Annotated in this window: 18 protein-coding genes; 15 read left to right on the plus strand and 3 right to left on the minus strand. The window is 34.5% G+C overall.

The window, feature by feature from the left end; translation table 11 throughout:
* Window positions 1-55 precede the first annotated feature (55 nt).
* From J2S17_RS17300 to J2S17_RS17325, 6 genes are all read left to right on the plus strand, one after another.
* A complete protein-coding gene (locus J2S17_RS17300; RefSeq protein WP_307477011.1) occupies window positions 56-259 on the plus strand; it encodes a hypothetical protein in 204 nt (67 codons plus the stop codon).
* Between the two features lie 67 nt (window positions 260-326).
* Window positions 327-1139 (plus strand): TrmB family transcriptional regulator, encoded by an 813-nt coding sequence (locus J2S17_RS17305; RefSeq protein ID WP_307477013.1) that lies wholly within the window; start codon window positions 327-329, stop codon window positions 1137-1139.
* A gap of 62 nt (window positions 1140-1201) precedes the next feature.
* Entirely contained in the window at window positions 1202-2080 is an 879-nt protein-coding gene (locus tag J2S17_RS17310; protein WP_307477014.1) for a DMT family transporter, read from the plus strand.
* Between the two features lie 535 nt (window positions 2081-2615).
* Window positions 2616-3122 carry an RNA polymerase sigma factor gene (locus J2S17_RS17315; RefSeq protein ID WP_307477016.1) on the plus strand — a complete coding sequence of 169 codons (507 nt, stop codon included), beginning with the start codon at window positions 2616-2618 and terminating at the stop codon, window positions 3120-3122.
* The gene (locus J2S17_RS17320) at window positions 3112-4050 is read left to right on the plus strand and encodes an anti sigma factor C-terminal domain-containing protein (protein WP_307477018.1); all 939 of its coding nucleotides are present in this window, start codon (window positions 3112-3114) and stop codon (window positions 4048-4050) included. The genes J2S17_RS17315 and J2S17_RS17320 overlap by 11 nt, the downstream gene beginning before the upstream one ends.
* Before the next feature lie 13 nt (window positions 4051-4063).
* Entirely contained in the window at window positions 4064-4420 is a 357-nt protein-coding gene (locus J2S17_RS17325; protein ID WP_307477020.1) for a hypothetical protein, read from the plus strand.
* Between the two features lie 25 nt (window positions 4421-4445).
* On the opposite strand, the gene J2S17_RS17330 is transcribed toward J2S17_RS17325, so the two are convergent.
* Window positions 4446-6215: a hypothetical protein gene (locus J2S17_RS17330; RefSeq protein ID WP_307477022.1), complete on the minus strand. Its 1770-nt coding sequence runs from the start codon at window positions 6213-6215 to the stop codon at window positions 4446-4448.
* Between the two features lie 484 nt (window positions 6216-6699).
* Between J2S17_RS17330 and J2S17_RS17335 the strand changes: the two genes are divergently transcribed.
* On the plus strand, window positions 6700-6867 hold the full coding sequence (locus J2S17_RS17335; RefSeq protein WP_307477023.1) for a hypothetical protein: 168 nt from the start codon (window positions 6700-6702) through the stop codon (window positions 6865-6867).
* A gap of 96 nt (window positions 6868-6963) precedes the next feature.
* Window positions 6964-7266 carry a hypothetical protein gene (locus J2S17_RS17340; RefSeq protein WP_307477025.1) on the plus strand — a complete coding sequence of 101 codons (303 nt, stop codon included), beginning with the start codon at window positions 6964-6966 and terminating at the stop codon, window positions 7264-7266.
* Window positions 7267-7445: 179 nt separating this feature from the next.
* Here J2S17_RS17340 and J2S17_RS17345 read toward each other — a convergent pair whose 3' ends face one another.
* Window positions 7446-7613 (minus strand): hypothetical protein, encoded by a 168-nt coding sequence (locus J2S17_RS17345; protein ID WP_307477027.1) that lies wholly within the window; start codon window positions 7611-7613, stop codon window positions 7446-7448.
* 141 nt (window positions 7614-7754) lie between these two features.
* On the opposite strand from J2S17_RS17345, the gene J2S17_RS17350 reads away from it, so the two are divergent.
* From J2S17_RS17350 to J2S17_RS17365, 4 genes are all read left to right on the plus strand, one after another.
* Window positions 7755-8330 carry a histidine phosphatase family protein gene (locus J2S17_RS17350; protein WP_307477029.1) on the plus strand — a complete coding sequence of 192 codons (576 nt, stop codon included), beginning with the start codon at window positions 7755-7757 and terminating at the stop codon, window positions 8328-8330.
* Window positions 8331-8415: 85 nt separating this feature from the next.
* Window positions 8416-8541, plus strand: coding sequence for a hypothetical protein (locus tag J2S17_RS17355; protein WP_307477031.1), 126 nt, complete (start codon window positions 8416-8418; stop codon window positions 8539-8541).
* Window positions 8542-8661: 120 nt separating this feature from the next.
* The gene (locus tag J2S17_RS17360; protein WP_307477033.1) at window positions 8662-9108 is read left to right on the plus strand and encodes an SRPBCC family protein; all 447 of its coding nucleotides are present in this window, start codon (window positions 8662-8664) and stop codon (window positions 9106-9108) included.
* A gap of 335 nt (window positions 9109-9443) precedes the next feature.
* On the plus strand, window positions 9444-10610 hold the full coding sequence (locus tag J2S17_RS17365) for an MFS transporter (RefSeq protein ID WP_307477034.1): 1167 nt from the start codon (window positions 9444-9446) through the stop codon (window positions 10608-10610).
* 1121 nt (window positions 10611-11731) lie between these two features.
* On the opposite strand, the gene J2S17_RS17370 is transcribed toward J2S17_RS17365, so the two are convergent.
* Entirely contained in the window at window positions 11732-12214 is a 483-nt protein-coding gene (locus tag J2S17_RS17370; RefSeq protein WP_307477036.1) for a DUF2798 domain-containing protein, read from the minus strand.
* A gap of 275 nt (window positions 12215-12489) precedes the next feature.
* Here J2S17_RS17370 and J2S17_RS17375 point away from each other — a divergent pair, with 275 nt between their 5' ends.
* The 3 genes from J2S17_RS17375 to J2S17_RS17385 all read left to right on the plus strand — a co-directional run bounded on the left by J2S17_RS17375 (window position 12490) and on the right by J2S17_RS17385 (window position 14446).
* On the plus strand, window positions 12490-12768 hold the full coding sequence (locus tag J2S17_RS17375; protein ID WP_307477038.1) for a hypothetical protein: 279 nt from the start codon (window positions 12490-12492) through the stop codon (window positions 12766-12768).
* A 501-nt stretch (window positions 12769-13269) separates the two neighbouring features.
* Window positions 13270-13668 carry a VOC family protein gene (locus tag J2S17_RS17380; protein WP_307477039.1) on the plus strand — a complete coding sequence of 133 codons (399 nt, stop codon included), beginning with the start codon at window positions 13270-13272 and terminating at the stop codon, window positions 13666-13668.
* A gap of 568 nt (window positions 13669-14236) precedes the next feature.
* Window positions 14237-14446, plus strand: a complete 210-nt coding sequence (locus J2S17_RS17385; RefSeq protein WP_307477041.1) for a hypothetical protein — start codon at window positions 14237-14239, stop codon at window positions 14444-14446.
* Window positions 14447-14535 lie beyond the last annotated feature (89 nt).

A 14535-nucleotide genomic window follows, 5' to 3' on the forward strand; every position in this document is an offset into this window, starting at 1 on the left:
CGTCGAACATGGATATACTTAAGGCTTTTCATTCGTTTTGCCGAAGGAAGATTGGATGGAGGAATATTATAACCCGCTTAACCTGAATCTCATAAACATGGAGAAAAAGTATGTTGAGGTCCCAAGCGCGCTTGATGTGGTGAAGATGATTAAACAAGAAATAAGCGTCTATCAACATCATTCCGATGATTATAGTTATGTGTTTTATGGGATGAGGAACCGTCCTCTTTTTATTGACATATTTTGTGTAATTATCTAAAAATATAGACATTTTAATATAATTGTTCTATAGTAGTTAATACAATAACTACTATAATGGAGGATATATGGAAGATAAAATCATTGACGAATTGCAAAAGCATGGCTTTTCAAAATACGAATGCAAAGCCTATATAGGTTTATTAAAATCCCCTGCCATCACGGGGTATGAACTGAGCAAGCGATCTAGTGTCCCACGTTCAATGATTTATGAGGTATTGGGAAAGTTACTCGATAAAGGAGCCATTCAAACGGTTCCTTCAGATCCTATTATTTATAAGCCGGTAACTCCAAAACAACTGCTTTCTCGTCTGAAGGAAGAGATGAATGCGTCATTAGAATTATTGGAAACGTCACTGTCATCTTTGGAAAGTGATCAAAAAATAGATGTCGTAACTAGAATTGTTCAGTATGAGCATATTGTTCAAGAAATGCTGTCAATGATCCGGCAGGCAGAAACAGAGATTTGGCTATCGATTTGGTCTCCAGTGTTGAAGGACATTGAAAAAGCTGTAAGAGAAAAAGAAGGAACCATTCCAATTTTTACAGTATTATTTGGAGCTGAAGATAAGATATTGGGGCACACCTATCATCACAACTACATGGCACCAGATATTGTGAGTAAACGTATGGGCGGATACCTTACTATACTCGTAATTGATGAGAAAGAAGCTCTGATTGCTAAGTTTAGTGATAAAGGTTCAGAGTGGGCTGTAAAGTCAACAGACCCTGCACTTGTTTTAATTGCGACCGAATACATTCGCCACGACATAATGGTAGAAGAAATTACACAGGCGTTCGGACCAGAAAAGCTGGATGAAATGTGGAAGGCACGCGAAGATTTGATTCATGTAATGACAGGGAAGAACAGCTTGGTATAGAGCTGTTTTTTTATCACACTATATTAGTGGTTAGATTAATAACTACTAAGGGGGGAGTTTACATGTACGCAAAATTGAAATTTGCCATCTCTATGGCTATATTTGGTTCAATCGGTCTTTTTTCACTCAAAACAGGTTTGCCCTCAATTGAATTAGTGTTTATCCGCTGCCTCTGTGCCAGCCTTCTTCTAGGTGCAATATGGGGAATCGGTACACTAAAAACAAAACAGCAGAAGCCTAACTTTATTCCACGCAGGGAATATGTACTAGCATTATTATGCGGTGTTTTTCTTATAATAAATTGGGTTTTCTTCTTTCGTTCTTTAGAGGTCATGCCAATCACAGTAGCGGTATCTATTTATCATCTAGCACCTGTTATTGTCCTTCTTCTAGGTTCCTTTATCTTTAAAGAGAAAATAACGAAGACTGGACTGGTCTTTTTCCTTATTTGTTTTTTAGGCACATTGTTAGTCGGAGGAATTCATCGTTATGCTACCATTGCAGAGTTTGTATCAACAGGTGTGATATGGGCGTTTGCAGCAGCCTTCTTCTATGCACTTACTTCAATCACAGGTAAAGGAATCCAATCGCTTAGTCCTTTATCAACAACAGTTATTCAAACAAGCTTAGGTGTTTTATTGTTGATTCCATTTGTGGATTGGTCAAACTTTATGCATCTTACCTTTGAAAACTGGTTATATATCCTTATAACAGGATTTATTCATACCGGATTAGTGTTCTACTTATTTTTCAGCAGCTTAAGAGAATTAAAAGCTCAAACCATTGCAATATTAGTCTTCGTTGATCCAATTGTCGCCATCTTGCTCGATGTTACTATATTGAACTATCGCCCGGATATCTACCAACTTCTCGGAATTCTGCTTGTATTTGTGGGGATTAGTTATTCTCCAAAAAAAGAAAAAGGGATAGTGAAGACGTAAAAGCATGAGATTTCGTTCTAGAGGAGAGGGGAAATAGTATGGAATGCCTTTGCGAACAAGATAAACCATATGATTTAAAAGTGGAGGGTGATGATGCGGCAGACCCTATAGGGTGCAATCAATGGATATCCCGAATTCGAACAAGTTAAAAAGAGAATTGATCAAATGGGCAACTTTGTACGGAATGGATTGACTGGGATATAGATCAATTTCGTCCTATCCGAGCAAAAGTGTGGAATTGCGATTCTTTTTAAAAGAAATCGCTTTTTTTATGGTGTTTAAGAGTAGTATCTAATGATTAAATCTAATGGGATGAATTTGATGACCATTGCCAGTTGTAAATGTGGATGTTTAGCAATCGTTTCACTCCTTACGCCCATCTAGTGGAATACTTCCCAGCAGTTATAACAAATTACAATTGAATTGTTTAATAATTTAAAATGAAATATATAATGTTTTTCTATTTTTGTAAAAATAATCTATAAATCTGTTTACCTATTAATAATTCAATCGTTATACATGAGGGAGGGGCGATATGAATGATGCATTCGGAAAAAAGTTACAGCAAAAATTGCACCCAGTCTACCTAACCTTAATAAAAATGGGGGCAAGTAAAGAGGATGCTGAAGATATTACACAAGATACAGTCATTCAATTCCTCCAGTATATTGATGGAATTGATATTGATTTTGCACAGGCCTGGCTATACCGGGTAGCGATTAATAAATATTATGATTCGCTAAAGAAAAAGAAATCGCATGATCAATACATATTGGCATTTGATATGAACCAGCTGTTTGAATTTGACACACCGGAGCAATTATTGTTGCGCAGTGAGTTGCAGCAAGATATTCAACAGGTTTTGAGACAGCTAAAACCAAAAGAGGCGGAGCTGCTGATCATGAAATACAGCGCAAATTTTTCATTAAAGGACATTGCGCTGTTATATCATACTTCTGATAAAACGATAAAAACACAGTTGGCAAGAGCGAAGCAGAAAATGGTGAAACTACTGGAGGAGGGAAGAGAGAATGAAGGATGAATCAATGTTTGAGCCAGATGATGATTTCTCAGATTTAGTGAGAAAGGCCAAACGGAAATCGATTAAGCGAAGCGTTATTATATCCTTGCTGGTCACACTTACCGTTTTAATTCTTTTATGGGCACTTTTGTATATTGGTCAATATTTTATGTATGAAAGGATGCTTAAGGACACAGATGAAACCAATGACTATTATCAGATGTATGGTGCAAATGTACATTCAAATGGAGCAACCTTTGATTATTTTTTCGTAGCAGGCCGATCTCATGCATATGCCTATAAAGAGGTGAACGGCCATTTAATCAATTGGGATTCAAGAAGTACATTTCACACGATTCTAGGAACGAAGGCTGTTTTAAATACATCATCCTTTATAGGAGTGGATGAGAGCTCCTATAAAAATGATTACAAAATGGTGAAATTTCATCTGCCTAATGAAGAGGCAGTTTATGACGACTTGAGCTATTTGAGAACATTGCCGGAATTTTATAGTGTAGAAATTGGTTTATCCTTTCATGAAGAAATACCGATTAGTGAAGTTGTTAAAGCCTTTCCAACAGCCAGCTGGGTTTGGCTGCTGCAGGACGATTTATATGAAGAGGCGTCATCATTCAAAGACATGAACCAAGGAGTTTCTTTATCGTTTAAACAAGATTTTAGTGAAATTGATGGAGACGAAGCACTTGGTTTTTCAATCGAACAAAATGCTTCTTTTGAAGAATCAGCAAAACAATATACAACATTTCTTCAGGAAAGGTCAGATCACGTCTCGGATGCAAAAGAAGTGCTGAAAACATTGGAACAATACGACCTTGATCAAATTCCGGTAGCAGGAGTCATTTTAACAGGAACAGTAGAAGAAGTTTTGCCCTACACAACTAAAGAACCGGTAAGCGTAGTTCGAACAGGCGTAGTTATCCCATACTAGGAGGAAGAAAATCATGAAAAATTTATTAATGATTATTGTCACAGCCCTCATTCTATTTGGTACGGTGTTTTTAAGGAATGGCCTAATATCTCTAAATACGGTTTTATTTGTGGGGATTATCATAATGATTGTCATTTTATTCGTATTCATTGTTTCTAAAATTTATCCAGATCATGTCGTAATGATGGGTTTAAGTATTTGTGGATTTACTCTTTTATTATTCGTACCATGTTTAGCTACATTATCAGACCTGACGGAACCACTAAATAGTGCTGCATTTAATCGATATTTATTAACATTTATGATCGTACCTGTTCTTTGGATTGGAGCAGTTATCTTAGCTTATCGCCGCTCATTTATTGCCAATTAAAGAAATAGCTGCCCAGTCTAGGCAGCTATTCGTCTTCATTAGCTTCCCATCGTATAACGGGAGGATGATGATAATAACTTATTAAATCTTTAAAATGTCCGAAGAAGTACTCTTCTTTTATATAATTTCTTGGTATCTGATAGATGATATCTCCCTCATTGTCATAAAAAACAAAATGCCATTGATTAATAGGGAGGAGGCAAAATCGATCTTTAACCAAGGGCCGGATTTTTTCGAAATGGACAGATTCGATATGCGGCAATTGCACATGGGTATGATCACCGAAATGGCAATACTCTAAACTATGTTCCCTTAATTGAACGAAGACATTTCTTTCTAAAACCTTTGCGTGAACATAGGTCAGCAAGAGCCATATTGGTGCTATAAATAGGCTAAGTGCAATCCAATCATTATCAATTAATACAATTGAAAGAATAGATAGAACGAATAAGAGGATTGCGATTGTATGATGTTTCCGATTAAAGCTTGGTACGTAACTGCCAAAAATCCTTTCTTCATGCTGAGGAGTATCAAAGCTTTCCTTCAGCACATTGTTAAAATCCTCTTTATGCTTGTCCAGCGATTGTGATTCCCATGGCATAAAATCTGTATAGTTGGCATCCTGGTCCGAGATAGTATGAGGTGTCGGCAAACTGCCAGTATGGTATGGACCAATCATCATCCGCATCCAGCCCTTGCCTGCAAAAGCAGGATAACTTGAACGAAAACGAACGATATAATAAGTATAATTATCCCCAAACCTATAATCCTTGCGTTTAAACGATCCCATCACTTCGGTTTCATCCGGAAACTTGCCGACACCTTCTTCATGGTTGAAGAAAGTGAAGTCAGCTGCTTCAATAACAAAGTAATCTTGAATGGATAAGTCTGTGGGTAATGCTTCTTTTTTATATTCTTGGAGTACTCCATAAGCATAACCTGTTCCATAATTTCCTTTTAAAATATCGATAGCAATCTGAGGATCGGCGTCCAGCTTTCTTATCCACAGCATGATGAGATAAGTGAGTTTAATATAAGGGTCCTTCCATTTTAGGATAAAATCATAGGATAGGATTTCTTCATCTGTACAATAACTGTTTTTAATAATTAAGTAACCCCTGAGAAAAAAGCGCATCTTTGAGTATGTGTTTTTCCAGGCTTCTAAGTCATACTCCCTTGTAAATACCTCATCATATTCCTTGTAATCCTCAATCAAGACGGCCAACTGACCTGAGACAAAGTCTTTGTCTACATTTTGGTCGGAGACTTTAATATATTCATAAGCAACACAATATGCGAGTAAGTAATGGTAATATTCTATATACCATTCATGGAATACGACCTCATTCTCAATGAGCGCTTCCAATGCAGTAAGCATACTGTCTTTATTCTCAAATATTTTACTCTCTCGATAGACAGGGATAATCTGAATTTGAGAATAGAGCTGTTTGAAAAGTCTCTTATAAGCGGCAAGTGAATCTTCTGTATTTTTGATGAGCAAATAACTCATTGAAATGTGGATAGCTTCATAAGAGTACTGAAAAATATGCTTCTCAATGACTGGAATCATTTCATCTAGTAAAAAAGTGCCAGCGGCCATAACCAATGCCTTCGAGGGATCATCCCATTCCTCTCTGCTTAAAGGAGTCACTTTGGCAGCTTCGGCGAATAAGGTGAGGCAGTCTTCCACATCAATTTCTCCTGTCCAATCAATACATTGCTTGATAGCCTCGCGACGATCGTCTAAATCATTGCTCTTCATTAATCCTAAAATTTCATTCAACCCTGCATCCATAAGCTTTCAACTTCCTTTTATACATATATATGTCAATTATACTTCTTTCTGGTATTATGAAGCTATTAGATTTTTTAAATAGCACTCTACTTATGTTCTGATAAACTGTATTACGTTAACAGAAAGGAAGTTCGAAATGGCTGGTGAAACATTTACTTATTTAAGACCGGTGTTTTATTTGATTACTATTATTTTGTTTTGTAACTTTGCATACCTAATTTTCTTGAAGGATAAAATCAAAGCAAGTAATTACATAATAGTAAACTCCTTATTATTAGTTATAGTCGCAGCTATTTAATTATTAATCGAAGGATTCATTGTCGACGCATTCAGCATGTCAGGTGATTCGATATCGTTTTTTTAACGGCATTATCTGGTCTTATATTATTCATAGGTTTTCTTTTAGTAAAAAGAAATGAAAATTAAACTGAAACATAATCTATGAACACAATCGTTTCATACTCCATGGTACGGAGGAGGATCAATGAAAATAGCAACTGGCTTTTTCTTTATATTAATAGGGGCCTTATTTATGGGGCTAACAAGTAATGGATTGGGCAATGGTGGGAACTTCATTATGAATAGCACGGGTTTGTTGGTGTTCCTTGGTGGGACAAATATGCTTATCAAACGAGGTGCTGGGTTGAAATAAACAGGAAGGTTCCTATGATAAAAAAGTATTAATTGATTAAGGGTCTTTGTAGGAAATTAAAAAATGGTATTTAGCTATTAGCATTAGCTGATTTGGATGATGATAGGCGGTGATTTTTATATGGGGTTATTCTTTGAGAAAAGAGAACAACAGAGTGCGAAATCAATTGTATTATTAAGGATTTTAATAGTGATAACAATGGGTATTTTGTTGATTATGGGATTAATCAATGGATTATCTTTTACTTATTTCAAGTTTATTTTTATTGTAGCAGGAATTGGTTCTTTAATAGATGGTATAGAAAGCTTAGTTCAGCGAGGAAGTAAACGCGTCTACTTAGTTGAATTTGGATTTGTGATTTTATGGTTTACTTTAGCTTTTTTGTATTGGGGTAATTGAGAAGTTTTTAAATTAATAAATAAGGAAATAGAACAATTTATAAAGAGGTCAGTAATCTTGTGATTGAGGTGTGCATAAATGAATAATGATCAATATAAAGCGCTAGGGTTTACTTCGTTATTAATAATACTAATAGGGCTGTTTTGTATGTTTAAAATTGCACAATATGGAATGTACTATTATACCCATTTCTTAATAATTGGCAGTGTTCTGTTTGGTTTAGGTGTTCTTTTGGCAATCATGACCTTGTTTACATATTTAATTAGGAAAAGTGACAAATAACTAAGTGATTCTTCATTTTGAAGAAAATCAAAGGAAGCGACTAGTTTTAAAAAAATTCCGCTCACCTTCAAAAGGCTCCTTATCATACGAAATTACGGTTTATTTGTATTTCAAGTAATGAAACCCTTCAATAACTATGGATCGTTAGAGAGAATGACTGAAAATAGGTGTTAAGATGGCGGATTTTTAAAATAATGGAGGATGTTATGAAAACTTTCATTTACATGGTAAGACATGGGGAATCACCAAAGACTGAAGAAAATGATAGAACAAGAGGGTTAACGGAAAAAGGAAAATTAGATGCTTATCGCGTCACTGACCTATTAAAGGGAGAGGGTATTGATGTTGTTGTTTCAAGTCCTTACACCCGTTCAATTCTAACTATTCAGGAATTGGCTGACTGCTTGGAACAAGAAGTTTTAATTTACGAAGACCTCAAAGAGAGAATTTTTTCTGCTGAAGACAGACGATTATCTGATAATGACTTGTTCCCTTTGTTGCACAAGTCGTTTTCTGAACCGAATCATGCTTTAACGGGTGCGGAGTCCAATGCCGACTGTCAGGACAGGGCTATAAAGGTTTTAAAGGAATTATTAAAGACCCACCAAGGACAGAAAGTAGTAATAGGCACTCATGGGGCTGTCATGACTTTAATGATGGGATATTATGACGGCGGATATGGATTAGATTTTTTACTAAGTACGTCAAAGCCAGATATATATAGAATGGAATTCAATGATCAGGATTTGGTTGAGGTTAAAAGATTGTGGGGATTTTCATAATATTATGTTCCGGCTGGACAATAACTTTGCTTGGAGAAGGCTTCAATCAATCTAATTTAAGGAAAAATAAATAGGTGGATTTAACATGAAGTTTGATCCAGAATTATTGAAGGTTTTAGAACAAGAAATAAAAAAAGTGCAGATTTCTTCTTGTCTCAACTATACGAAATCAAAACACTCTTTCAATATTATAAAAATAAAAAATGGTTAAAAAATGATGATCACCGTCAAGAATATTAAATAGGAAAGGGTTTCTATTAAACCTAAAGAATGTATATCATACCAATAAAAATGAAAGAATAATGAAAAATTCCGAAAGAGAGTTGAATGAATGATGGATACTCAGGTAATTACAAAATTTAAAATAAACAAGCCAGCTGAAGAGGTGTTTGAAGCCATAGTAGACCCTAGGGAAATCGGGAATTATTGGTTCTCATCGAGTTCAGAAAGATGGGAACAAGGCAAAACAATTACATTGAAATATGTTGAATACGGGGCAGAAGGGGTAATAAAGGTATTAGAAATCAAAGGGAATAAGAAAATCGTTTTTTCATGGGGAGGAGAAGATGCTGAAGAAACAGTCGTTACAATTACACTAAAAGAATTGGATAATACGAGTACAATCATTGAAGTAAACGAATCAGGTTTGAAAGAAGATGACCCTGAGATAGTAAACAAAATGATAGGACAAAAAGAAGGCTGGGTATATATGCTATCATGTTTAAAGAGCTATTTGGAAAATGGCGTTAGTGATTTGAGAGCATCATTGGTTTTTTAATAATAAAGAGGCGTCTCTCTAGTATAGGGAATGCATTTAATAGTAAGTGATGTAAAACTACAATCAATGAATTAAGCAACGGAGGTAGAATCCTTGTAAAAAGTTGGTTGATAATAAATGAGAAATAGGATAAAATGAAAAAATTATTATGAAAATGGAATCCGTATAATTAATAACCAGACAATCTAGGTGAGTTGTCTTTTTTCTTTTTATAAATTTTTAATAGTTTTAGAGAGGGTGATTCAATTGAATAAAAACCTTAGACAATTGAAAAACGTTTCAGTGTTCCAAGCGCTTCTAATTTAGAAAAATAATTAGAAGCGAGGAATAATAATATGAAAAATCAAAGAATCATTAATCAATCATTTCTTTTTTTATTTATAAGCAACTTTTTAGTTTTTATAGGGTTTGAAATGTTGCTCCCTATTTTACCAGCCTATTTGTTAAGCATGAATGCATCTTCCATTCAAATAGGTTTAATGACAACTTTATTTACGCTAGGCGCTGTTCTAATCAGACCTTTTGTTGGGTACTATTTAATTGATAACCAACGGAAAAGTCTAGCTATTATTGCAAGTGCAGCTTTAATGATTATTACGATATTGTATCCTTCTCTTAATATTATATGGTTTTTGCTATTGTTACGACTTTTTCATGGCGTAGCGTGGGGCGTATCAACCACAGCCAATAGTACAATGGTAGTCGATTTAATTCCTAAGACACGGTTAGGAGAAGGAATGGGGTATTTTTCTATTTCAACAACGGTCGGGGCTATTATTGCACCGAGTATAGGTATCCTTATCTATGACTCTTTTTCCTTTGATATTTTAATTTGGTCGTCAGCAGTACTTAGCCTAATGGCTGTAATTGCGCTTCAATTTGTCTATTCACCTACTCCTGAAAGGCATGAGAAGCAACCATTCCGATTTTTTAAAGCAATTTTTGAAAAAGACGCATGGTTCCCGGCATTACTGACGGTTATTACAACACTTGGTTTTGGAGCGATTATTACTTTTTTAGTTCTTTTTGGGAAACAAAAGGGAATAGATCATATTTTTCTTTTCTTCCTTATCAATGCAACTATCGCAACTTTACTACGTCCGTTTACAGGAAAATGGTATGACAAAAAGGGTCCGTGGGCTATCATCATTGTGTCAGCAGTGCTAGGATTTTTGTCACTTGTTACGCTGTCTTATACGACCAATCATCTTCACCTTATGATTGCGGCGATTTTATTTGGCGCAGGTTACGGAACTGTTATGCCATGTTTACAAACATGGACGGTTCAGAAGGTAAGTGAAGAAAAAAGTGGTGCAGCCAACGCAACCTTTCTTTCCAGTTTTGACGTTGGTGTCGGAGTTAGCGCATTTGTATTAGGCATGTTAGCTGAATGGATTAGTTTAGAGACGATCTTCAGGGTTGTCAGTCTAAGCTTTATTGTTGTGGCTGTTTTAGTCTATAAGGATTTTTTAAATGAAAAGAAAAGGTATAAAAATATATAAATCTATCTAAAAACAAATCCACTTCTATGTTAATAGAGGTGGATTTGTTTGCAATAAAGTGAGGTCCTTTACAGAGGATCTACTTTTTTTGGTTAAAATTTGCTTAGCGCATAAAGTTTTCCGAAAGCCTAGGATTTTTTTAAATTTAAGTACCATCTTTTTGATGATATTTTTATCAAACCATATATTAAGATAATGGCACTAAGTACTATGAAATTATTCATATTCCAAATAATCTCATAAAAAGACACAGAGAACAATCGAGTCAATAAAAAGTTACAAAATGATAAAGTAACAAATAGAATAGTACACAAGAAAGAATAATTTAGTAAAAGATGATCATCTTTTTTCTTTAAAATTATCCACGTGCTTATAATGAATAATATAAATATACTAGAAGTAGCAATATCTAAGGATATAGTTAAATTCTTTAATATAGAATATGTTGCTTGATCAAGATTAATTATTTTTTCATACAAAGTATATTTATATATATATAAAGAAGTATACGTAAAATTTGCTATTACAACTAACACAGCAATAATCCACATTGACTTCATATTAAATAATTGTGTAATAGTATTCAATTTCATTGCATCTACTCCTATTTATAATTTATTAAACTATTAATTGAGGTATCACAGTGAAGGTATGAGAATAGTAGCCAGATTATTATCTCTTACAAGTAAACCATTCTAGGTTTGGACGAGTTTTTTGCGAATGTTTTTTAAATTCTCAGAACAATTTTTATTATATAGTAAATAAAATAGAAAACAATACCATATCTTATTTTTTTTTACATATTGATAAATAAGAAAAGAAAATGCTATATATTAGTAGAGTGGTTATCAATCGGGGGGTTTTAGAGGAATAAAGTTCATTGAAATGAGTCTCATGCTTAATTTAAAGAATTAACTCTACTTGGATCAATCTTTATTCAAAATGTAGTTTTTTGTTTTTAAATGATATGGATTAATGACAACCCTGTGATTTTTCAACTAAAGTCATCTTCTGTTAATCAACAGGGGTGAATTTAATAAAGGTAATATGAAATTGTGTAAGAACATGAGAACTTTCTATCCCTAAAACAAGCAAGCTACATTTTGGTAGCTTGCTTGTTTTTACGCGTTTAATTGTGGCTTTTGCGTCGAGGGTTTAACGAATTTAACTAATAGCCAACGTGAGATGGGTCCAACAATTAGCAACTGTGATGGAAGCGCCACGATAAGGTTTAGACCAACTGTTTTAAGATAGGTTGTGAAAATTGAACCTTCAATTCCTGTTAATAAAGCCGTTAAAATAACTCCGTAAACTGACATAATAAGAACCATCATAGGGACCATACAAAAAGCAAGTGCCACAATAAAGTTGATTTCTTTCGATTTATCATAAGGTAGTGATAAGGCAATTTTACTCGCTTTTGGCTCAACTACTGATTCTGCGATAAAAGCAACGATAAATGTTACGACAAATTGAATCACTGCACTCCTTACTGTAAATGATGAAAATCCGTGTAAAGCTGTGTTGTAAACTGACATAATAAGAACCATTCCAAAACACATAAATAATCCGAAAATAATGCCTTCCTTTTTATTACTAGGCAAATAAAAACATCCTTCCTTTTAGAACATAAATTGAATTATATATGCCCAAAAACTTTTACGTAAGTGACAGTTTTGTGACTTTTATTTTAGGCAATGTTAGATTACACTGTCGTTTTGACGTGAAAAACAGAATTACACTTGATAAATATGCAATATCTAGTCGCATTCATTCTAGCAGCAATGGGGATAGAGAGTGGAATATATTTGAAAAAGAAGGAAACTTTTCTTAATGGTATTCGTACAGTTATTTAGAGGATTAAATAGGAGGTTCAATTTTGGAAGTAAACCCACAAACATCACATAAGATCAAGATCGTAACTAAAAAAGAAACAAAAACAAGGACTTTCCTAAATATATATGGTGTCTTTGCCTGTATAGGCTTAGTTCTATCAATATTTACTGTTCCAATATCTATAAGTGAGAATATGGAATTTATTCGTGATGAAGAATTACTGATGGAAACAAATAAAATAAAGGGATTCTTAACTTTTATTATTAGTTCTGCGGTGCTTTACTTTAGTTTAGTTAACCTCTACTATATTCGGAAAAAGTAGATGCTTATAACAAATTGGGATTGAGTTAAATATAGGGTTGCTATGGTATCCTTTTTCTTTTTAAACTAAGGGGGCATTTTAGTGGAAGAAGCAAAAGTTACAGTTTGTTCGTACTGAACTATAAGAAAAGCGCCCAGTTTAATAATATCTCAAAGCGTATTTTACTAATCAAACCATCCCCAGTTGCTCCATGAGATGCAAGCCATTTGAAGACACCCAATAATCCTTGATTGTCCCTTCTATTACAAATAAAATAGTCATACCATTTAAAGCTCCTTTTTTCTCCTACTTCTGCCTGGGCACACTGCTATACAATTCTCTACGATAGGACTTACTTCAATTGTTTCTGGGGGATCAATGATATCTAAAAATTACTCACCCACAATCGAAGCTGTCATGTGAAAAAGTGGCAGGCTGGTTGAAGAAGAAGTATGACTCGGATTGAATTATTTTTTTTGTAATGTCATTATTAAATTAAAAGACTAAAGGAGATGATTTTTAATGGAAAAAGTTACACCATTCCTAATGTTTCAAGATGGTAAAGCAGAAGAAGCGATGGATTATTACATATCAATCATTGACGATTCAGAAATTACAAGTATTGTTCGCTATGGAGCGAATGAAGCTGGAGACGAGGGAACTGTAATGCAGGCTACTTTTTCCTTAAAAGGGCAAGAGTTTATGTGCATTGACAGTAATGTGAAGCATCAGTTTTCCTTTACTCCTTCATTCTCAATTTTTGTTACATGTGATACTGAGGAAGAAATTAACAACCTTTATCAGAAACTTATTGATGGTGGACAAGCACTCATGCCAATTGGTGAATATGGTTTTAGTCAAAGGTTTGGTTGGTTAAATGATCGGTTTGGAGTATCGTGGCAACTAAATTTTCCTTCGTGAAAGTCTTAAGTGCTTTCCTTAAATAAGGCTCTTTTCTAAAAGCTTGTAGTTTTTTCATAGGTTTTGATCTGACAAACCATTGATAACAAAATTGATTGGAGCGGAAGGTACGAGACTCCTGCGGGAGCATAGCGACGAGGAGGCTCACCGACGCCCCGCGGAATTGAGAGGAAATCAACGGCTATTGTGAAAAGCAACAAAGTATAGGAAACAGTCAAAATAAATCCTACCTTAAAAGCAACAAGGTATTACTTCATCAAGGGTAATACCTACTTCCGTCATGATACTGGACAAATCATAGTAATTAACAAGGTGCATGGCCAATCGATGTGGATAAAAAACCGATAGTTATGGTATTTAGCGTTCTATTGTGTAACGGCCGCCTTCCTTAAATTTAGGGAGTGCTTTAAAAGTGAAGGGCAGTTTAATAAGATACCTCCCATCTGTTTAATTGTTTGCCAGCTCATGTTATAATGAGGAACTTAGGATAATTATGACTTTTACTTATATAATGAACGGATGCCAATAAAAGCCTCCGCCTAGCGATAAAATATGGAGGTGTAAGAGAATGAATAAACGATGGACGATTGGTAAAATTAGAGAATTTGTTGAGAACAATTCGGAAAGTAAGTTGCTAACGACGGAATATCATGGTTTTTCTCAAAAATTATTATTTAAATGTGCATGTGGTAGTAACTTTGAAAAAACATTAACGAAATTTAAAAATAATAACCAACGTAAATGCGACGTATGTCAACCGCCAAAAGCGTCACGCTAAACGTATAGCGAATAACGAAGTGCCGATTTCTATTAAAGAGAAGTTGGCGCTATTTTTATTTTATAAGGGGAATAAAAGTGGGTTTCACT

It is taken from the genome of Cytobacillus purgationiresistens, assembly GCF_030813235.1.
Lineage (GTDB): Bacteria > Bacillota > Bacilli > Bacillales > Cytobacillaceae > Cytobacillus > Cytobacillus purgationiresistens.